This window comes from Streptomyces sp. NBC_01618 (assembly GCF_045209435.1).
Taxonomy (GTDB): Bacteria; Actinomycetota; Actinomycetes; order Streptomycetales; family Streptomycetaceae; genus Streptomyces.
On record NZ_CP109297.1, the window covers coordinates 8,163,892 to 8,182,344 of the forward strand.

An 18,453-nucleotide genomic window follows, 5' to 3' on the forward strand; every position below is an offset into this window, starting at 1 on the left:
TCAGACACCGACCTTTGCTGTCTTACTGTCGCGCTCCAGTTCGACGTGCGCGCGCATGAGTTCGCCCGGGTTGGTCTGCGCCGCGAGCAGCGAGAGCTCGCCGCAGAGGACCGTCGCCGCCGCGATGACGGCGAGCCGGCGCGCGTTCTCGCCGGGGGCGCGGTCATCGCGGCAGCCGAGGCGGGTCAGGTTCGTCTCCACGAACTCCAGGCCCTTGCCGTTGCCCACGGTGCCGACGATCAGGTTGGGCAGGTTGCAGGAGAAGTAGAGGTCGCCGTCGCGGTCCTCTGCCAGGGTGACGCCCTGGGAGCCCTCGACGATGTTGGCCGCGTCCTGGCCGGTGGCCAGGTAGAACCCGAGCAACATGTTGGCGTAGTGGGCGTTGGCCGAGCGGATGCCGCCGGCCAGCAGGGTCCCGAGCAGGTTCTTGCGGATGTTCAGTTGGACGATCTTGGCGGCAGTGGTGTGCAGGACGCCTTCCACCACGGCGCGCGGGACGAGCAGTTCCGTGACCACGTTCTTCCCGCGGCCGAGGATGCCGTTGATCGCGGTCGCCTTCTTGTCCGTGCAGTAGTTCCCGGAGATCGATCCGTAGGCGATTCCCGGAATGGTCCGCAGCAGATGCGTCAGAAGGGTGTCGGAGGCGAGCGTGGCCATGTTGTGGCCGGAGGCGTCGCCGGTGCTGAACTCGAACCGGATGAACAGCAGGTTGCCCGCGATCTCGTGCCGGACCTTGAGCAGCTCGGCGAACCGGCTACAGGTGCGGACCACGGCGCGCAGTTCCTCGATTCGCGCCTCGATGGTGCGGGCGGCCGTGTACGCGGTCTGGGCGTCGGTCGCCTCGACGAGCACCGAGCGGGTCATACGCTCGTCGACGAGGGTAGCGACGATGCCCTGCTCGGTGAGGATGGACACCTTCGCGCCGCGGCCCACGGAGGGCCACAGCGGCGTCTCGTAGGTGGCGAGGGGGACGTGGGTGTCGGTGTTGGCGACGTTCCCGGAGATGCGAAGGGGTCCGACCCATTTCATGGGGACCCTGGCAATGGCGTGCGTGTCGGTCATCGTGCTCTTCCCGTCGAATCGTGGAGGGCGTCGGCCGATCGGGAACGCCGGGCGAGTCGCCCCGTGTCGATGCCCCGGTCGGCGCAGAAGGAACGGAGGGTGCCGTGGATTATCAGATCCTTGCTCGCGAGGTCGGTGGGGGTGCGCGCGCCGAGCATGGTCTGCAGGGCCGCGAGCTGGTCCAGCCAGTTCGTGATCTGCGCGATCAGCGCCTCGGCACCGCCATCGAGCAGGGTGCGCAGGAACACTCCGGAGGCCCCGACGCCGGAGGCGCCCAAGGCCAGGGCGCGGGCGGCGTCGAGGGGATGGCGGACGCCGCCGGAGGCGAGCACGGGGAGACCGGTGCCCTGCGCGTCCAGGAGGCAGGCGGCGGTGGACTGGCCCCAGTCGTGGAGGAAGGCGTAGTCGCCGAGTGGGCGCCGGCCGTTCTCGATGCGGGCGAAGTCGGTGCCGCCCCGGCCGCCGAGGTCCGCCACGCGGACACCCAGTTGTCGCAGCGTCAGGACGGTTTCGCGGCTCAGGCCGTTGCCGACCTCCTTGACGATCACGGGCACGTCGACAGCCGCCGTGATCTTCTCGAGCTGCGAGACCCAGGATCCGAAGGACCGGTCGCCCTCCGGCATGGCCGTTTCCTGCGCCGTATTGACGTGGATCTGTAGGGCGTCGGCCTCCAGCAGATCGATGGCACGCTGTGTGTCGGCGACCGATGCCGTCGCGTTCACATTGGCCATGACGAACCCGTGGGGGTTCTCCCGGCGCAGGACGCGGAAGGTGTCGGCACACGTCGGGTCTTTGAAGTAGGCGTGCACGGAGCCCGACGCGATGGGTACCCCGGTCTCGCGGGCGGCTATCGCCAGGCCCCGGTTGATGACGCCGGTTTTGGCGGTGCCGCCGGTCATCGCGTTGATGTAGAGCGGCACCTGCCAGGAGATCCCGGCGAAGGCCGTGTCCAGGGACACCTGCGGCCGGTCGATGCCGGCCAGGGCGTGGTGTACGAAGGACACCTCGTCGAACTGGTTGATCCCGCTGCGGGTGTCCTGCTGCTCCATGGCGAGCCGGACGTGGTCGTTTTTGCGCTGAGCGCTCATTCCTCGATCCTTTCCGGGGCGGACCGGACGGGCAGGGTCAGCACCCCGGCCGCGGCCCACCGTTGCCGTACGTGTGAGATGTCGTGCATGGCTTCGGCGTCGAACAGAGCGATGCCGCAGTCGCCGCCGCCCGCGCCCGACGGCTTGGCGGCGCCGCCGACGGTTTCGGCGACCGCGCACAGGGCCGTCAGCTCGGGTGTGAAGATGCCGAGCCCGACTTCGTCGTCGAGGCGGGCCAGCTCCTGCCGAGCACGGCGGATCTGGCACAGCAGGCCTTGGTCGTCACCGGCATCAAGGGCGGTGATCGAGGTGCGTACGAAGTCGGTGGAGGTCTCCACGAACGTGCGGTGCGACGCGGTGCCGCGCCAGGTCCGGCGGTGCAGAGCGGACACGAGCGAGGTGGTGGAGGCCGGGTTGCCGGTCCAGCCGACTTCGAGGGTGAGGCCGCGTGGGGCCTCAAGCCTTCGGACCGAGTGGCCCGGCCAGGGTGTGCGCAGCGCTTCCTCGATGCTGTGGCGGCGGGTGAGGTCGAGCACGAAGGCCCGGTCGGGTGCCTGGTACGCGATCCAGCCGCCCCATGTACTGGCGGCGAGGTCACCGCCGGAGCCCTTGGGGTCGATCCCGGCCGAGGAGATCACGGCCAGGCGGTACCGGGCGTCGAGTGAGAGGTCCAGTCCGCACAGGGACGTGATGGCGTCGATCGTGGCCACGGTCACCGCACCGCTCGACCCCAGGCCGTACTTGCGGCCGTTGTCATGCAGCCGGCTGCTGATCGAGATGTCCAGCCCGGGCAGGGGCAGGCCGCGTTCGGCCAGCAGTCGTCGCACGGTCTCGACCGCTGACACCACGTGCGCCAGTGCGCCGCGCGCGCCGTGTCCGTCGGTTTCCCCGTTCTTCGTGCCGGGAGCGTGGAGCCGGCCGTCGAGCCATCGCCAGTTCACCGCTCGGGGGACGAGATCGGAGGAGATCACGATGCCGGCCGCGTCGGAGAGGGTCACCGTGACGGTGATCTCCCGGTCCACGGCCACCAGGATGGCTGGGGTACCGGGCTCCACCACCGCGTACTCGCCCGCGACGAACAGCTTGCCGGGCGCGCTGCGGACGACCGTTCGCCCGGAGGTCATCGTCCGCCCTCGTCCACCAGGCGGGCGCCCTGCCCCGGCCCGGCGATGTGCACGGTGCCGCCCGCGGCGGCGCCGCGCACGGCCTCGGCGACCCGGTCGGCGTCCGTACGACGGCAGAGCACCTTGACGTTCGGTCCGGCGTCCATGGTCGCGTAGGCCGATATGCCGTCGCGCCGCAGCCGCAGCACGCTGTCGAGGACGGTGAGCGAGGCGGGCGCGAGGTAGCGCACCGCGGGGCGCGCGCTCAGCATGGTCGCGTGCATGCCGAGAGAGTTGCGCTCAGCGATCTCGCCCACCGCGTCGAGGTCGCCGCGCAGGAGCGCCTCCCTCATCTCGGTCAAGTCGTCCCGGCTCGACGCGGCCCAAGGCTCGAACAGGGGTGAGGTCTCGACGGTGCGGCGCATGGCCGCGCGGCTGGACACGTTCTTGGGGCCGGCGTTGACCACCGCGATGACCAGTGCGGGGTCGAGGTCGCCCGCCTGTACCGGCTCCGCGTAGGAGCTGAGGTCGGCCTCCGCGGGCGGCGCCGTGGGGGTGCCGGCGTTCCAGACGGCGAAGCCGCCGAAGATTGACCGCGAGGCCGAGCCGGAGCCGCGGCGGGCCAGGCGGGAGAGACCGGTGTCGTCGAGGTCCAGTCCGTACGCGGTGGCGGCGGCGACGGCGAGCGCGGCGAACCCGCCGGCGGAGGACGCCAGGCCCGCCCCGGTGGGTACGGTGTTGCGGGTGTCGACGACGGCCCGTTGCGTGAGCCCGGCCCGCTGGCGCACCAGGTCGAGGAATCCGGCGATGCGCCGCCGTTCCTCGCCCGCCGCGGGTGCGCCGTTGAAGGTCACTTCGTCGTCCGTGGCCTCGGCGTCGAGGTGGACACGGGTGGTCGTGGGGAAGATGTCCAGGGTCATCGACAGGCTGCTGGTCCAAGGGAGGAAGAGGCGCTCGTCACGCTTCCCCCAGTACTTGATCAGCGCGATGTTCGGGTGCGCGACGGCGGTGACCCCGGCTCCGCCCGGCTGTTCCCGCGGGCGGAGCACGGTGATCTGCTGCTCAGACATGAGTGACGAGCCTCCTCAGTGGGACGATCCACGTCTGCACGGCCCCCGCTTCGTGCAGCCGCCGGGTGACCTCTCTCGCCTGCTCGGGCTGGGTCAGTGCGAGGACGCAGCCGCCCAGTCCGCCGCCGGTGATCTTGGCGCCGAGGCTGTCCGCGGCGAGCGCGGCACTCACCATCGCCTCGATCCGGTCGGTGCTCAGCCCGGCCTCGCGGAGCAGTCCGTGGTACTCCGTCAGCAGGGAGCCGAGCTCCTCCGGCTTGCCGGCGGCGAGGGTGGCCACGGCTTCGCGAGTCAGTTCCGACGCCCGGCGTACGAACCTCTCCTGTGTTCCGGCGTGGAGTCGGAACCTCTCCCGCAGCTTGTCGACCGCTTCTTTGGTGCTGCCGACGGCGCCGCTGTCCGCGATGACGAACAGCGCGTCGCAGCCGACACGCAGCGTGCGGGCCTCGCCCGCCTGGAACAGCAACGGGGCGCTCGCGCCGACGGTGATGGCGTCGACGCCGCTGGCCTTGCCGTGCATCACGTTCTCGGCGGTCTGTACCAGGTCGAACGTCGTCCGCTGCGAGACCTCGCGGCCGCAGAGGTCGGCCAGGGCGAGGACGACGGCACGGGCGCAGGCCGCGCTGGAGCCAAGTCCCCTGCCGAGCGGGATTGAACCGTCGATGATCACATCGAGGTGTCGGCCGTCGTCGATGCCCATGGACGCCCTGAAATCGGTGGTCAGCCGGCGCAGCCCCTCGGATGCCTGCGTTCCGACCTGCTTCCAGGCGGATCCGGTCATCGTGAAGGACACACCGGCCGGTTCTCCACCGCGGGTGGAGAACCCGGCGCTGGCGGTGATCGACAGCTGCGGAACGGGCAGGGCGAGCGCCGGGGCTCCGTAGACGACTGCGTGCTCCCCCAGCAAAATGAACTTGGCGTGGGCGCGGCCGGTGCCGACCGAGCGAGCGCGGCGGCTTTCCGCTGTCCCCGCCACCGAGGCCGGTGGAGTCGACGTACTCAGCTCCCCTTGTCGAAATTTCATTGAGATCGCGTCATCCAGACTTCTAGGAAGGAATGAAGTAAGCCCGTTCGACCGCGTGTCGCGTCATGCTCCGGCCACCCACGGACCACCGTGGCCGGTGGTCGCGGCCGTCGGCGCGAGCAACGTCATCGCACGGGGCGAGTCAGGGCGTCGAGCCGCATCCGCCGTGCTCGCGAAACCGCGTCCGTGGCAGGTGCCGGGTCGGTTCTCCTCCGGTTGCCCTCGGCAGCGAGTTCCGGACAGGGTGGGCACGCGAGGCGAGCGACGCGTGTGGCGGCGCCGAGACGGTGGTGACCCGCGCCGACGTGGTGCTCAGGTGGTCCTGAGTGTTGTGGTGGTGACGAAGGTGTCGAGGGTCTTCCTGACCTCGTCCGGGAACGGGGCCTCGTCCAGGACCCGCCGGGCACGCTGCACCCGATCGGTGATCATCTGCTCCACCTTGTCGGCGGCGCCCGTGGCCCGTAGAACCCCGCGGACCGTCTCGGCACCTGCTTCGTCCAGGTCCGGGTCGCCGACCAGGGACCTCAGCACCCGCGCCTGCTCGGCGCCGGCGGCGTGGAGGGCGTGTGCCATCAGGGCTGTCGCTTTGCCCTCCCGCAGGTCGTCCAGGGTCGACTTGCCGGTCTTGGACGGGTCGCCGAAGACGCCGAGCAGGTCGTCGCGCAGTTGGAAGGCCTCTCCGATCGGAAGAGCGTAGGCGGTGCAGACGTCCAGCAGGGACTGGTCCGCTCCGGCAAGGGCCGCGCCGATGTGCAGCGGCCGCTCCACGGTGTACTTGGCCGTTTTGTAGCGGATCACTGCCAGCGACCGTTCGACGTCCGCGGTGGGCTGCCCGGTGGCCAGCAGATCCCAGTACTGACCGATCATCACCTCGGTACGCATGGCGTCCAACAGCGGTCGGACGGCGACCAGTTGCTGGTGGTCGAGGCCGCTGGAGTACAGCAGCTCGTCCGACCACACCATGACCAGGTCGCCGAGCAGGATCGCGCTGTTGGTGCCGAACCGCTCGGCGGTCGTGTCGTTCGCACCCGTCCCCAGCGTGCGGTGGAGGGTCGGACGGCCGCGCCGGGTGTCGGAGGCGTCCATCACGTCGTCGTGGATGAGGGTGAAGGCGTGGAAGAGTTCGAGCGAGGCCGCCGCGCCGATGACGGGCTCCGTTTCGCCGTATCCGCCCGCCGCGTGCCAGCCCACCATGCACAAGAGCGGCCGTATGCGCTTGCCGCCCGCGGTCAGGAAGCCACGCAGGTGCTCGATGAGCGAGACCAGGTGGACATCCGTGTCCCTGCCGCACTTGGCGTCGAGGAAGGCGTTCAGTCGCTCGTCGATCAGGCCGCGCAGATGAACCGAGTCCAGGGCGTCGGATCCCAGCTCGTGAAGGCTGGTGGTGGGGCTCATGTGTCGTTGCTCCTGTTCGTCAAGACCGTGTGGGCCGCGTCCGTGAGGGCGTGGCACGGGAGGGAAACCGCCGAAGGGAGGCATCACTTACCGGCCGGGCGGAGGAGGGTCCCGGCAGTCGCCGGCCCGCGCCGCGGGTGCGAGTCGCCGATGGAGGGGCGAGCGGTGACGGGCTGTTCGGACCGCGCCGCATGGCCGGCCCTTCGTACACGTGGGTTCACATGTCGGAGGGCAGGCCGGACAGCCCGGTGAGATCGCGGTCGGATCCCCATCCCCGGAAGTCGGCGCCGCTGTAGAAGGTGACCGACCAATCGAGCAGGCGGAGCAGCTCGACAGCGGGTGCGAACCCGGCCGTCGCCAGCGGGTCGAGCTGCTCCTGCGCCTTGCGGGAATGCCGGTCGAGTTCGTCGTGCACCCAGGCGGGTGAGGTGTCGTACATCAGGATATTGTTCTGACCGGGCTCGGCCCGCTCCCGCTCGAAGGTGGCCAGGTCGTTGGAGAGGCGCACGGCGACCTCGATCGCCTCCAGGGCGTTGTCCAGGACCGGCAGGCCCTCGAGGAGATCGTCCCGGTCGCTGGTCGCCCAGCGCGGGAAGTGGGTCATCCATGCATTGGAGCTGGCGGCGTACGTCAGGTACTCCTGCGGATCGGAAGGGCCCTCGCCGCGGTCCCTGGCCAGGCCCGCGGTCCAGTCGTACCGCTCGCCGCGCAGGGCCTCGGCAAATCGGTCGCCCCACAGGCCGGCCAGTTCCGGGTAGTGGGGAGCACGCTCCAAAGCGGACTGCCAGCCGGACAGGGAGGCCAGCAGGGGATGGCCGTCGTCCCGGTCGCCGCCCCGGACGATGGCCTCGCAGCGACCGAACAGGTCGTCGAGTTCGTCGAGGCTCCGGACGTTCTGCTCGACGTGGTCGTCCAGGGCGTAGGCCCACACGTACATCCGGGCCGACAGCCGGAGCTCGTTCGCGCCGCGCCACGGGCTGATCGCCGCGGTGGAGATCGCCAGGGCCTCGATCGGCGTGGCCCCGAGGACCTGCGGGTATTCCGCCGCCCAGGACCGCAGATCGGCCAGGACCTTCAGCGCCAGCACGGTGACGGGCACACATTGCGCCGCGGAGGGGAGGGAGAGGTCGCCAAGGGGCCGGGTCACGGTCGTGCCTGCTTCTCGGCCTCGGCCAGGCGCTGCGTCGCGGCCAGGGTGCCGAGGATCTCGGCGCGGATGACCCGGACCGGTGTGTACAGGTCCTTGTCGTGCCACAGCGGAGGATTCTCGCGATCGTCCTCGACATGGCCCGACAGGAACGCCCTGCCCGCCCGGATTGCTTCGAGGGCCGGACGGTCGGGGGCGGCGCGGTGGTTCAGCACCTGAAGGGCGTAGGCGGTCTCCTCGCCGGTGCCCTCCCAGCGTCCCCATGACCCGTCGGCGTGCTGGGTGTCGAGCACCCAGCGGATGGCGTCGTCCAGGGCGGCGGACGTGCGCGGCCCGTCCAGGCGGGCCATGGCGGCAGCGCCGCAGGCGGTCGCGTAGTACGGAGAGGCGTGCCACTTGTCCATCCACCGGCCGTCCGGCTGCTGCTGCTCGACGAGCCAGCCGCCCACCCGCTCGGCAGCGCGGTCGTAGCGCGTGTCGCCCTGTCCGCAGCGATCCGCCAGGGCGACGAGGATGTGTGCGTTCGTCGAGGTGGAAGGGGTGCGTTCCTTCGGGAAGCAGGTGAAGTACAGGCCGGTGTCGTACTCCCACAGGCAATCGACCGATTCCGGCTTCCCGAGGAGATCGAGGGCGTGCAGGGCGGCCGACGTGTCGTCGGAGTCGGCCGGGAGACCCGGGCCGGCGGACAGTCCGTTCGCCCCCAGCGCGGTCCGCAGAGTGTCCGGGACCTGGGCGGGGATGTCCACGTCCAGGCCGGAGCCGGACAACGCCGTCACCACCCAGGCCAGTTCGAAGTAGCTGATCGAGGTGATGCCCGAGACCGCGCCGCCATGACGTGCCTGGGTCTGATGCAGATACTCCAGGCACGCCTTCGCGGCGTCCGTATGAGGCGGATCGCCCAGCCAGGCGGAGGTGGCGGCGGGGGAGGCTCCCACCGCCCCGCCCATCGGCGTCACCGTGCCGGACCGCACGGCCGGGGCGCCGAGGGCCTCCAGCGAGTGCCAGGTCTTCTCCGGTATGCCGGTGTGCTGACGCAGCAGCTCGCGGATCCCGCTCAGCGTTCCCGTATCGGCCCGGAGGTCCAGACGGCCGGGCAGATCGCCCCGGTCGTCCATCCGGGAGAGCCGCTGATCGATCTGCTCGATCAGCCAGGGCACCAGCAGCTCCACGGCGATGGTGTCCGGCAGTTCGACGTTCCGGGGGAACCGCCCGGCCAGCGCGGCCAGCCCCGACTCCACGGCCCCGGCGACCCGCCGCGCGTCCTGCGTACCGGCGACGGACAGCAGGGCGTCGACGGCGCTGAGCGTGGGCAGCAGCCCGTAGGCCGCCGGCCCGCCCCACGTTCCATCCTCGTGCTGCTGGGCCAGCAGGAACTCCACGCGCTGCCGATGGCCCTCCAGCCAGGGGGCGGACGCCACCATCCGCGCGGTCTCGTACACCGACGGCGAGGTGAGTCCGTAGGGATCGGCGATCATCTCGTCGACGATGTCCTGAGCCGCGTCACGCAGGGCTGCGAAGGAGGTCACGTTCATGATCCGGCTACCTCTGGTCTCGGAGATCGGCGGTCGTCGCATTCCGCACCGGTTCGTGCGGGCGTTCCTGGAGCCTCATCGGAAGAGGGCCCGTCTTGAGCGTGGCGCGGGCGATGGGCCGTATCGGCCGGTCGCCGACCGGGGTCAGGTTCCAGCGGCCGGCGATCCCCGCGACGGCCAACATCGCCTCGTTGAGCGCGAACTGGTCGCCGATGCACTTCCTGCCGCCCGCGCCGAAGGGCAGCACCGACCGGCGTGCGACGTCGCTCATCGCGCCGGGCCGCCAGCGATCCGGATCGAACCTCTCCGGCCGGGGGAACAACTCCGGGTCGTGCTGCAGGATGTAGGGGCTGATCAGGAAGGTGGTTCCCTCGGGGAACGCGTGCCCGCCGAGTTCGCAGGCCGTGGTGGTGGACCGGGTGAACATCCACGCCGGCGGATAGAGGCGAAGGCTCTCCATGAGCACCTGCCTCGTGAACGTCAGCCCGGAGAGATCCTCGAAGCGGGGCGTCCGGCCGCCGAGCGCGCCGTCGACCTCCTCCCGCAGGCGGGCGCCGATCTCGGGGTGCGCGCCGAGCAGATGGAAGGTGAACGCCAGCGCCGTCGCGGTGGTCTCCGACCCGGCGATCAGCAGGATCAGGACCTGGTCGAAGATCTCCTGCGTTCCGAGCGGGGCTCCGGTGGTCTCGTCGCGCGCGTTCATCAGGCTCGCGAGCAGGCCGGGGTCCTCGTCCTTCTTGCGCCGCACCTCGTCGATGATCTCTTCGGTGAGCTTGCGCATCTCCGCGATCGCGCGGGGGTATTGCCGGTTCATCTTCGTGGGAACGAGCGACAGAACCCGCGCCGGGACGAACATGCGCCGGAAGAAGCCGTCCATGAGAATCGGCAGCCATTTCTCCACCTGGGCCACCAATGCGTGGTCCGCGGGCACCGAGAAAAGGGATCTGGTCGTGATGCGAAGAGTGAGTCTTGCCATCGCCTTGTCGACGTCGACGACCTCGCCCGATCGCCAGGAGCGCATCAGGGCTTCCGTCTCGTCCGCCATCAGTTCGGCGTAATGGCCGATGTGCCGGTGGTCGAACGACGGCTGCATCAGCGGGCGTTGCCGACGGTGATCGGCCCAGCGGCTGGTGACCAGGCCGTTTCCCACGGCCTCGCGGCCCCGGTCGTAGAACAGGCCGCCCTTGTCGTAGAGCCGGGTGTCCTTGAGTATCTGCCGGAACAAGGCGGGATCGCAGGGCACATAGGCGTCGCCGGGACCCATCCTGACTCTCACCAGGTCGCCGAGTGCCGGGAGTGACTTCAGGAATTCCAGCGGCTGTACGAGCAGAGGTACGGCATGGCCTGCGAGAGGCAGGCTTCGAGGGGCTTTTCTGATGGCAGGTAGCTCCGGCATGGCTCCAAGTACTGCAGAAAGGACGCCTCCCCGACAGGGGAGGAACACCCCCGACCTGTCGCGCTTTCACCGCCTGTCGCGCTTGCCCGCACAGGCGCGACACGAGGCCGAAGCGCGACACGTCGGCCCGCCCGTGGGCCTTGCCGGTCGGACCCCGGAGCGCCGCCAATGGGAGTCGTACACGCGAAGGAGTTCGGGAGCCTGCGCCGCCGCAGGGGCCTGTTCGGGCTACCTGTCGCGGGCGGAGTCCGTCCACGACTGGGTGGAGAACTCCCACGCCTCGACCGCGCTCTCCTACGCCCACGGCATCGCCGCCGGCCTCGGGCTCCACGACCAGCGGGGCAGGCCGGTCCGTGGCGGCGGTGATCGGGGACGGGGCGATGACCGGGGGCCTCGCCTGGGAGGGCCTGAACAATCTGGCCGAGCGCCCCGAACTGCCGGTGGTGGTCGTCCTCAACGACGGCCGCTCCTACGACCCGACGATCGGCGGCCTCGCCCGGCACCTGGCCGCACTGCGCACCGCACGCCGCGGTCCGGCCGACCTGGGCCCGAACGTGTTCGAGCAACTGGGACTCGCCTACCTCGGCCCGGTCGACGGGCACGACATCCCCGCCGTGGAGGCGGCGCTGCACAAGGCGCGCGACATGCGCCAGGTCGTGGTGGTGCACGTCGTCACCGACAAGGGCCGCGGCTGGGAGCCGGCCGAGACCGACCCGGCGGACCGCATGCACGGGATCGGTGTGCTCGACCCCGCGACCGGGAAGCCCCACGCTCCCGCGGGCACCTCGTAGACCGAGGTGTTCTGGCGGGAGATCACCGAACTCGGCGCGGAGTTCGAGCACATCGTGTGCCTGAGCGGCGCGATGCGCGGGCCGGTGGGCCTCGCCCCTTCGCCGAACGCTTCCCCGAGCGGTTCTTCGACGTCGGGATCGCCGAGCCGCAGGCGGTGTGCACCGCGTCGGGCATGGCGAGGACCGGCAGCCGCCCCGTGGTCGCGGTCTACGCCACCTTCCTCACCCGGGCGCTGGACCAGGTGCTCATGGACGTAGCCCTGCACCGGATGCCGGTGACGTTCGTCCTCGACCGCGCCGGGGTCACCGGGCCGGACGGGGCGAGCCACCACGGCATGTGGGACCTGGGGTTCCTCGCCCAGATCCCCGGCCTGAGCGTGGCCGCCCCCCCCGTGACGCCGAGCAGCTCAGGGCGCTGCTGCGCGAAGCGGTCACCGCGACGGGACCGTGCGTCGTCCGCTTTCCCAAGTCCCCGGCGGGACCGGAGATCGCACGGCTGGAGGGCGTCGACGGCATCGACGTGCTCCACCGCGACGAGGCGGGCCGGCGCGATGTGCTGCTGCTCGCCTGCGGCCCGTCGGCCGCCGACGCCGTCGAGGCCGCACGGCAGCTCCGGGCCCGCGGCATCGGTGTGACGGTCGCCGACCCCCGCTGGGTGCTGCCGGTTCCTGATGCCGCGCCCGACCTCGTGCGGAGCCACGACGCGGTGGTGACGGTCGAGGACGGGTGCCGCGTCGCGGGTTTCGGCGCCGCGCTCGTCCTGGCCTGCGCGGACGCGGGCCTGTCGAACCGGATCCGGGTGCTCGGGCTGCCGAGGGAGTTCATCGATCACGGTTCGCGCGGCGAACTGCTCGCGGAACACGGCCTCGACGCACCCGGCATCGTCCGCGCGTCCCTCGACGCGCTCGCCCCCGCCCACCCCGCTGAGAGGATGCGATGACCCTCGTCGCTGTACCCACTCCGGCCTTCCCCCCGTCCTCCGGGGTCCTGAGGCCGCGCCGGACCAGCAGACGGCTCCAGGTGGGCGATGTGTCCGTGGGCGGCGGTGCGCCGGTCAGCGTGCAGACGATGTCCACCACCGTCACCGCCGACGTGGACGCCACCCTCCAGCAGATCGCGGCGGTCATGGCCGCGGGGTGCGACATCGTCCGGGTCGCCGTGCCCTCCCAGGACGACGCCGACGCGCTCGCCCCGATTGTCGAACGGTCCCCGATCCCGGTGATCGCCGACATCCACTTCCAGCCCCGGTACATCTTCGCCGCCATCGACGCCGGGTGCGCGGCGGTGCGGGTCAACCCCGGCAACATCAGGCGCTTCGACGACCAGGTCCGGCGGATCGCCGAGGTGGCGGGCGCGGCCGGGGTCCCGATCCGCATCGGCGTCAACGCGGGTTCCCTCGACGCCCGGTTGCTGGCCAAGCACGGCGGCCCCACCCCCGAGGCGCTCGCCGAATCGGCGCTGTGGGAGTGCTCGCTGTTCGAGGAGCACGGCTTCACCGATCTGAAGATCGCCGTCAAGCACCACGACCCCCTGGTGATGATCCAGTCCAACCGGATCCTCGCGCGCTCCTGCGACTACCCCCTGCACCTCGGGGTGACCGAGGCCGGGCCCGCCTTCCAGGGTCGATCAAGTCCGCCGTCGCGATGGGAGTCCTTCTCGCGGAGGGGATCGGCGACACCATCCAAGAAGGTGGAGGCCGCCTTCGACGGCTTCCCCCACCCGCTGCGGGTGGCGGTGATGGGCTGCGTCGTCAACGGCCCCGGCGAATCGCGCGAGGCCGACCTTGGCGTCTCCTCCGGCAACGGCAAGGGCCAGATCCTCGTACGCGGCTAGGTCGTGGCCACGGTTCCAGAGAACCAGATCGTCGAACGACCGCTCGAAGAAGCGTTACGCATCACCGCGTCCGACACCTCAGAGACCGCGGAGGCCAACCCGTGACCGGGACACTCACCTCACCTGCCGGCCTGGACCTCGACTCCTTCCGGAGCCGGGTGGAGACGCACCTGGACCGATTCCTCACCGAGAAGGTCCACGACGCCCAGCCGTACGCCTATCCCGCCATCGAGGGCCTGAGGAGCTTCCTCGCCGCCAGCGGCAAGCGGAGGCCGATCTGCGCGCGATCCTCGGCGACCAGGCGCTCACGGAGGCCGAAGCCGAGAGCGCGAGGGAGATCACGACCGCGACCGGCGCCGCCGCGGGCGTCGAGGAGATGATCGACGAGCGCTACCGCCAGGCCATGAAGGCACTGGAGGCGGCCGTCCTGCCCGAACCCGTCGAGCACGCGCTGCGCACCATCGCGCGCGGCCGCCTGGCGAGCCTCGTGAGCGGTGGGGTGAAGCGGGTGCTGCCCGCCACTCCCGCCGATTTGGGCGTCGACTTTTCCCGAACCGGTTGAACAGCTCAGATATTCAGGCGATGATCGGGCCGAATCGAATACCGTTGGTGATTGCATCCTGGGGGTTGAAGTGAGCGATGTGACCGTGCGGCCCATGGCTGCCACCGAGTTGGAAGTCGCATGCCGAATAGTCGGACTCGCCTTCGCCGACAATCCGAGCAATCTGGCCACCGTGCGCGGTGATCAGGAAAAAGCCACCCGGGCGATGGAACAGGGAACACGCATCATCAAGCTCGGGAGCCCTTTCAGTCATGTGCTCGGCGCCGAACGGGAGGGCCGGCTCGTCGGCATCCTGAACGCCGCGGAATGGCCGCACTGCCAGATGAAGCTGGGTGAGAAGCTCAGAACGGCGCCGATGATGATCCGGACGATCGGATTCAACTTGCCCCGCGCCTTCAAGGTGATGAGTTCGAGGGCCAGGCACGAGCCCCGCGAGCCCCACTGGCACATCGGACCCGTCGCCGTCCACCCGGACGAGCAGGGGCACGGGGTCGGGACGGCGCTGCTCAGGACGTTCCTCGACGGGGTCGACAAGCAGGGGACACCCGTCTTCCTCCAGACGGATGTCGACCGCAACGTCGTGCTCTACCAGAAGTTCGGCTTCGAGATCGTCTCCCGGGAGACGATCCTCGACGTCGACACCCGCTTCATGTGGCGCACGGCGCGTTGAACGACCTCAGCACCGCGTGCAGCTCCTCGACGACCAGCCGGCTGCACGCGGCCGCCGCGGGCACCATGTCCTGCATCAGGAAATAGCCGTGGACGAGACCCGGCCCGGGAACATGGCGTACGGAGACGCCCGAGGCCGCCAGCTTCTCGGCCAGCCGCACCCCCTCGTCGTGGAGCGGATCGAACTCCGCCGTGGCCAGCACCGTCGGCGGCAGGCCCCGCAGGTCGGCGTTGAGCAGGTCGACGGCGGGATCGCCGCGGCGCTCCGGATCGGGGACGTACATCTCGTAGTTCCAGACCATGTCCTCGACGCTCAGCAGATACCCCTCGGCGTGCTCGCAGGCCGCGGCGATCCGCAGGCTCGGATCCACCGGCGGGTACACCAGCAGCAGCGCGGCGAGGTCCGGGCCCTCGGTGTCGCGCGCGTCCAGGGCGACGCCCAGCGACAGGCTGGCCCCCGCGCTGTCGCCGGCCACCACATGCTCACGGCCCGGGAACGACTCGGCCGTCCAGCGGGTCGCGGCGACGGCGTCGCGCAGCGGAGTGGGGTAGGGGAACTCCGGGGGCCGTCGATAGCCGGCGGAGACGACGACGGAGCCCAGCGACGCCGCGAGCATCCGACAGGCCCGGTCGTGGCTGTCGAGGTCGCCCAGCACCCATCCGCCACCGTGCAGAAAAGTGATCACCCGGCGCTCGTCCGATTCCGGGGTGTACACCCTGCACCGGATCGAGGATCCGTCCTCGGTGTCGATCGTGCGATCGGCGGAGGCGACGGCCGCACGGGGGTGTCCGTCCTCCCGGTGGGGGCGTGCCGAGCTCGCCCGGTACCGCTCACGGGCCTGCTCGACCGTCAGGGCGCGATCCGGAACCGGCGGCCCCCCGGCGCCCTGCCAGGCGATCAAGCTGCGTAAAAAGCGGTCCAAAGGCATCGCGGGCCCCCTGCGGGCTGGTTCACGGAATCGATGATTGATGATAAATGGTTCGTTCTGGAAGAACCATGGTGAAGATCACTCAGAAGGGAATGCGGATTGCACGGGCGCATATGGAAATTTAATGCTTCTCTGGTTCGGGCCCCTGCTGTACCTTCGAGAGGTGGTTCCAGGTCGGGGGAGAGGGTTGCGCGCATGTTCAATCCATTCGAGGACGACAGCCGAGAATATCTGGCGCTGTGCAATGACGAAGAGCAGTATTCGCTCTGGCCTCAGGGATTAGAAATTCCCGCAGGCTGGCGCACGGTATACGGGCCGGCCACGCAGGAGAATATCCTTGACCGTATCGAACGGTCATGGACGGATATGCGGCCGAAGAGTCTGCGGGACGCGGGCGGGCAAGGAGATTGTCCGTGACCGCCGATGTGAAGAGCTGGGTGAGATTCGTCCGCTGGCCCGCCGAAAGTAAAATCCGTGAGGAATGCCGGGCACGACGGCGGCTGTGCCTTCTGGTCGTGGAGCACGGCGCTCCGCCGCCGGAACGGATCGGACTCTACGAGGACTGGGTGCGCCCGCCCATCGTCCCGGAGGATCTCCAGGCCCGGGTCAGCCAGTTGGAGGCCCGAGTCGTCCTCAACGAGAAGCCCGTGCTCGACCCGGCGGGCATCCTCTTCTTCCGGGACTCGTCCGTCACACTCTCGATGCTCCAGTGCGAGATCCTGTCCCCGCTGATCTCCCGGTACTGCCAGGTGGTCTACCGCAATGAACTGGGGAAGATCCTGGAGCAGTGCGGAGCCAGCGCGTCCAGCAACGCGATCGACCTGCACGTGCTCCGGCTGCGTCGACGCCTGCAGCCCCTCGGCCTGACCCTGCGCAACGTCTGGGGACGCGGCTTCACTATCGAGCCGAACTAGCAGAACTGGCCGAACCAGTTGAACCAGCCGAACCGGGGTGTTCGACACCCCTGCGCCGCGCACCACTTTTCGTAGCCATCACGCCGGAAGCCCGCGTCGGAGGCGGAGTTGAGAGTTCTCTCGGATTTCTTCGAGTCCCAGGTCGCCGAGGTGCCCGATGCTCCGTCGGTCCTCTTCGGTGACACCGTCGTCGACTACGCGGAGCTGAACGCCCGCGCCAACCGTCTCGCCAGACGGCTGATCGCGGCCGGCGTCGGACCCGACCGCCTGGTCGCGATCGCCGTGCCGCGTTCGGTGCGGCTGATCGTCGCGGTGCTCGCCGTACTGAAGGCCGGCGGCGCGTATCTCCCGCTCGACCCGGCCTATCCGGCCGATCGGCTGACGCACATGGTCGTGGACGCCGAGCCGGTCATGCTGCTGCGCACGGAGGACATCACCTCGCTGCGCCTGGACGTGCCCGAGGTCGTGCTCGGCGACCCGTCCTTCGAGGCCGCCTGCGAGCAGGAGAGCGGCGGCGACGTCACTCAGGACGAGCGCCTCGCACCGCTGCGCCCGGCCCACCTGATGTACGTCATCTACACCTCCGGTTCGACCGGCGTGCCCAAGGGCGTCGCCGTCACCCACTCCGGCGTGGCCGACCTGGTCTCGACCCAGGCGAGGGCGTTCGGGGTCCGCCCCGGCGAGCGGGTGCTGCAATGGGCCTCCTTCAGCTTCGACGCCTGGTTCTGGGACTTCACGCTGGCCCTGCTGAACGGCGGGGCACTCGTCATGGCCGAGCAGCACGACCTGATGCCGGGGGAGTCGCTGCGCGAGACCATGCTGAAACACGAGGTCGACCACGCGGTCATGCCGCCGGTGGCGCTGGGCATCACCGACAGCGAGGGGCTGCTGCTCGGCGGCACGATCACCTCCACCGGCGACGTCTGCACGAGGTCCCTGGCGGCGGAGTGGTCCAAGGGCAGACGCCTCTACAACGGATACGGCCCGACCGAGGTGACCGTGGGCGCGTCGATCGGCGGGCCGATCGACGGCATCCAGGAGGACGTGTCCATCGGGACGCCGTGGGACGGCGGCACGGTGTACGTGCTCGACGGGTCGTTGGGCGACCTGCGCGACGGCACGGACGGGGAGCTGTATCTGGCGGGCTCGGGCGTGGCCCGGGGCTATCTCAACCGTCCGGGCCTGACCGCGTCCCGCTTCGTCGCGGATCCGTACGGCCCGCCCGGCAGCAGGATGTACCGGTCGGGCGACCGGGGCCGACGCGGCTTCGACGGTGAGCTCTTCTTCACCGGCCGGGTCGACAACCAGGTCAAGGTGCGCGGCTTCCGCGTCGAACTGGGCGAGGTCGAGGCGCGGTTGGAGAGCCACCGGGCCGTGGAGATCGTCGTCGCGGTGGTGAGCGGCGAGGACGCCTCCTCCCAGCGCATCGTCGCCTACGTCAAGCCCTCGGCGCGCCACGAGGTGACGGAGGACCAGCTGCGCGAGCACGCCCGCGAGGCCCTGCCCGAGCACATGGTCCCGTCGGCCGTCGTTATGCTGGATCGGTTCCCGACCCTGCTGAACGGGAAGATCGACCGCCGGGAACTGGAGGAGCGGGCGGCGCGCGTCGCGCTCGACGCCACGACGCCCGGCACCGCGACGCCCGGCACCGCGGTCCCCGCGGACGAGGGCGAGGAGGGATCGTACGAGCAGATCCTCTGCGCCATGGTGAACGAGACCTTGAAGATCGGCCACGCGGCGCCCGAGGACAACTTCTTCGACCTGGGCGGCCACTCGGTGCTCGCCGCGCAGCTGGCTCGGCGGGTGCGCTCGGAGCTCGGCGTGGCCGTGCCGATGCGCGACATGCTCGCGGCCGCGAACATCGCGGAGCTGGCGAGCATCGTCGAGCGGACCGAGCGGACCGAGCGGGCCGAGCGGGCCGAGCGCGCCTGATCCGGC

The 18,453-nt window shown here is 70.2% G+C and carries 17 protein-coding genes and 3 pseudogenes; 10 read left to right on the plus strand and 10 right to left on the minus strand.

Translation table 11 applies throughout. The features are described 5' to 3' along the window. The 9 genes from OH735_RS38175 to OH735_RS38215 form a co-directional block, all read right to left on the minus strand. Window positions 1-1,062 carry a hydroxymethylglutaryl-CoA reductase gene (locus OH735_RS38175; RefSeq protein ID WP_406378418.1) on the minus strand — a complete coding sequence of 354 codons (1,062 nt, stop codon included), beginning with the start codon at window positions 1,060-1,062 and terminating at the stop codon, window positions 1-3. Beyond that, entirely contained in the window at window positions 1,059-2,150 is a 1,092-nt protein-coding gene (gene fni / locus OH735_RS38180) for a type 2 isopentenyl-diphosphate Delta-isomerase (RefSeq protein ID WP_406378416.1), read from the minus strand. Before fni ends, OH735_RS38175 begins: the two co-directional genes overlap by 4 nt. Then, window positions 2,147-3,274: a phosphomevalonate kinase gene (locus OH735_RS38185; RefSeq protein ID WP_406378414.1), complete on the minus strand. Its 1,128-nt coding sequence runs from the start codon at window positions 3,272-3,274 to the stop codon at window positions 2,147-2,149. The genes fni and OH735_RS38185 overlap by 4 nt, the downstream gene beginning before the upstream one ends. Next, the gene (mvaD, locus tag OH735_RS38190; RefSeq protein WP_406378412.1) at window positions 3,271-4,323 is read right to left on the minus strand and encodes a diphosphomevalonate decarboxylase; all 1,053 of its coding nucleotides are present in this window, start codon (window positions 4,321-4,323) and stop codon (window positions 3,271-3,273) included. Before mvaD ends, OH735_RS38185 begins: the two co-directional genes overlap by 4 nt. Continuing rightward, window positions 4,316-5,299 (minus strand): mevalonate kinase, encoded by a 984-nt coding sequence (gene mvk, locus OH735_RS38195; protein ID WP_406378411.1) that lies wholly within the window; start codon window positions 5,297-5,299, stop codon window positions 4,316-4,318. Before mvk ends, mvaD begins: the two co-directional genes overlap by 8 nt. A gap of 360 nt (window positions 5,300-5,659) precedes the next feature. Then, on the minus strand, window positions 5,660-6,742 hold the full coding sequence (locus OH735_RS38200; protein ID WP_406378409.1) for a polyprenyl synthetase family protein: 1,083 nt from the start codon (window positions 6,740-6,742) through the stop codon (window positions 5,660-5,662). 217 nt (window positions 6,743-6,959) lie between these two features. After that, window positions 6,960-7,889 (minus strand): terpene synthase family protein, encoded by a 930-nt coding sequence (locus OH735_RS38205; RefSeq protein ID WP_406378407.1) that lies wholly within the window; start codon window positions 7,887-7,889, stop codon window positions 6,960-6,962. Then, window positions 7,886-9,421 carry a prenyltransferase/squalene oxidase repeat-containing protein gene (locus tag OH735_RS38210; protein WP_406378405.1) on the minus strand — a complete coding sequence of 512 codons (1,536 nt, stop codon included), beginning with the start codon at window positions 9,419-9,421 and terminating at the stop codon, window positions 7,886-7,888. The genes OH735_RS38205 and OH735_RS38210 overlap by 4 nt, the downstream gene beginning before the upstream one ends. Window positions 9,422-9,428: 7 nt before the next feature. Continuing rightward, entirely contained in the window at window positions 9,429-10,817 is a 1,389-nt protein-coding gene (locus OH735_RS38215) for a cytochrome P450 (RefSeq protein ID WP_406378403.1), read from the minus strand. Between OH735_RS38215 and OH735_RS38220 the strand changes: the two are divergent. The 7 genes and pseudogenes from OH735_RS38220 to OH735_RS38250 form a co-directional block, all read left to right on the plus strand. Further along, window positions 10,816-11,082 (plus strand): annotated as a pseudogene (locus OH735_RS38220) (hypothetical protein); the annotation flags it as partial. The gene OH735_RS38215 and the pseudogene OH735_RS38220 overlap by 2 nt on opposite strands. A gap of 115 nt (window positions 11,083-11,197) precedes the next feature. Beyond that, on the plus strand, window positions 11,198-11,608 hold the full coding sequence (locus OH735_RS38225) for a 1-deoxy-D-xylulose-5-phosphate synthase N-terminal domain-containing protein (protein WP_406378401.1): 411 nt from the start codon (window positions 11,198-11,200) through the stop codon (window positions 11,606-11,608). A gap of 62 nt (window positions 11,609-11,670) precedes the next feature. Continuing rightward, window positions 11,671-11,937 (plus strand): annotated as a pseudogene (locus OH735_RS38230) (1-deoxy-D-xylulose-5-phosphate synthase); the annotation flags it as partial. An 8-nt stretch (window positions 11,938-11,945) separates the two neighbouring features. Next, a complete protein-coding gene (locus OH735_RS38235) occupies window positions 11,946-12,548 on the plus strand; it encodes a transketolase C-terminal domain-containing protein (RefSeq protein WP_406378399.1) in 603 nt (200 codons plus the stop codon). Further along, window positions 12,545-13,546, plus strand: a pseudogene (locus tag OH735_RS38240) (flavodoxin/ferredoxin-dependent (E)-4-hydroxy-3-methylbut-2-enyl-diphosphate synthase). The gene OH735_RS38235 and the pseudogene OH735_RS38240 overlap by 4 nt, the downstream one beginning before the upstream one ends. Before the next feature lie 271 nt (window positions 13,547-13,817). After that, window positions 13,818-14,003 (plus strand): hypothetical protein, encoded by a 186-nt coding sequence (locus tag OH735_RS38245; protein WP_406378397.1) that lies wholly within the window; start codon window positions 13,818-13,820, stop codon window positions 14,001-14,003. A 94-nt stretch (window positions 14,004-14,097) separates the two neighbouring features. Beyond that, the gene (locus OH735_RS38250; RefSeq protein WP_406378395.1) at window positions 14,098-14,673 is read left to right on the plus strand and encodes a GNAT family N-acetyltransferase; all 576 of its coding nucleotides are present in this window, start codon (window positions 14,098-14,100) and stop codon (window positions 14,671-14,673) included. Here the strand turns inward: OH735_RS38250 and OH735_RS38255 are convergent. Further along, window positions 14,651-15,574, minus strand: a complete 924-nt coding sequence (locus OH735_RS38255; protein ID WP_406378393.1) for an alpha/beta hydrolase — start codon at window positions 15,572-15,574, stop codon at window positions 14,651-14,653. The genes OH735_RS38250 and OH735_RS38255 overlap by 23 nt on opposite strands. Window positions 15,575-15,796: 222 nt before the next feature. Between OH735_RS38255 and OH735_RS38260 the strand changes: the two genes are divergently transcribed. From OH735_RS38260 to OH735_RS38270, 3 genes are all read left to right on the plus strand, one after another. Beyond that, window positions 15,797-16,018, plus strand: a complete 222-nt coding sequence (locus OH735_RS38260; protein ID WP_406378391.1) for an MbtH family protein — start codon at window positions 15,797-15,799, stop codon at window positions 16,016-16,018. Then, window positions 16,015-16,515 carry a winged helix-turn-helix domain-containing protein gene (locus OH735_RS38265; protein ID WP_406378389.1) on the plus strand — a complete coding sequence of 167 codons (501 nt, stop codon included), beginning with the start codon at window positions 16,015-16,017 and terminating at the stop codon, window positions 16,513-16,515. The genes OH735_RS38260 and OH735_RS38265 overlap by 4 nt, the downstream gene beginning before the upstream one ends. Before the next feature lie 108 nt (window positions 16,516-16,623). After that, on the plus strand, window positions 16,624-18,447 hold the full coding sequence (locus OH735_RS38270; RefSeq protein ID WP_406378387.1) for a non-ribosomal peptide synthetase: 1,824 nt from the start codon (window positions 16,624-16,626) through the stop codon (window positions 18,445-18,447). The last annotated feature ends 6 nt before the right edge of the window (window positions 18,448-18,453 follow it).

What these genes read in the sequence shown, in the direction of transcription:
- OH735_RS38175 (WP_406378418.1), bottom strand. Translation starts at nt 1,062, where the DNA reads ATGACCGACACGCACGCCATTGCCAGGGTCCCCATGAAATGGGTCGGA.
- fni (WP_406378416.1), bottom strand. Translation starts at nt 2,150, where the DNA reads ATGAGCGCTCAGCGCAAAAACGACCACGTCCGGCTCGCCATGGAGCAG.
- OH735_RS38185 (WP_406378414.1), bottom strand. Translation starts at nt 3,274, where the DNA reads ATGACCTCCGGGCGAACGGTCGTCCGCAGCGCGCCCGGCAAGCTGTTC.
- mvaD (WP_406378412.1), bottom strand. Translation starts at nt 4,323, where the DNA reads ATGTCTGAGCAGCAGATCACCGTGCTCCGCCCGCGGGAACAGCCGGGC.
- OH735_RS38200 (WP_406378409.1), bottom strand. Translation starts at nt 6,742, where the DNA reads ATGAGCCCCACCACCAGCCTTCACGAGCTGGGATCCGACGCCCTGGAC.
- OH735_RS38210 (WP_406378405.1), bottom strand. Translation starts at nt 9,421, where the DNA reads ATGAACGTGACCTCCTTCGCAGCCCTGCGTGACGCGGCTCAGGACATC.
- OH735_RS38215 (WP_406378403.1), bottom strand. Translation starts at nt 10,817, where the DNA reads ATGCCGGAGCTACCTGCCATCAGAAAAGCCCCTCGAAGCCTGCCTCTC.
- OH735_RS38225 (WP_406378401.1), top strand. Translation starts at nt 11,198, where the DNA reads ATGACCGGGGGCCTCGCCTGGGAGGGCCTGAACAATCTGGCCGAGCGC.
- OH735_RS38245 (WP_406378397.1), top strand. Translation starts at nt 13,818, where the DNA reads ATGATCGACGAGCGCTACCGCCAGGCCATGAAGGCACTGGAGGCGGCC.
- OH735_RS38250 (WP_406378395.1), top strand. Translation starts at nt 14,098, where the DNA reads ATGGCTGCCACCGAGTTGGAAGTCGCATGCCGAATAGTCGGACTCGCC.
- OH735_RS38260 (WP_406378391.1), top strand. Translation starts at nt 15,797, where the DNA reads ATGTTCAATCCATTCGAGGACGACAGCCGAGAATATCTGGCGCTGTGC.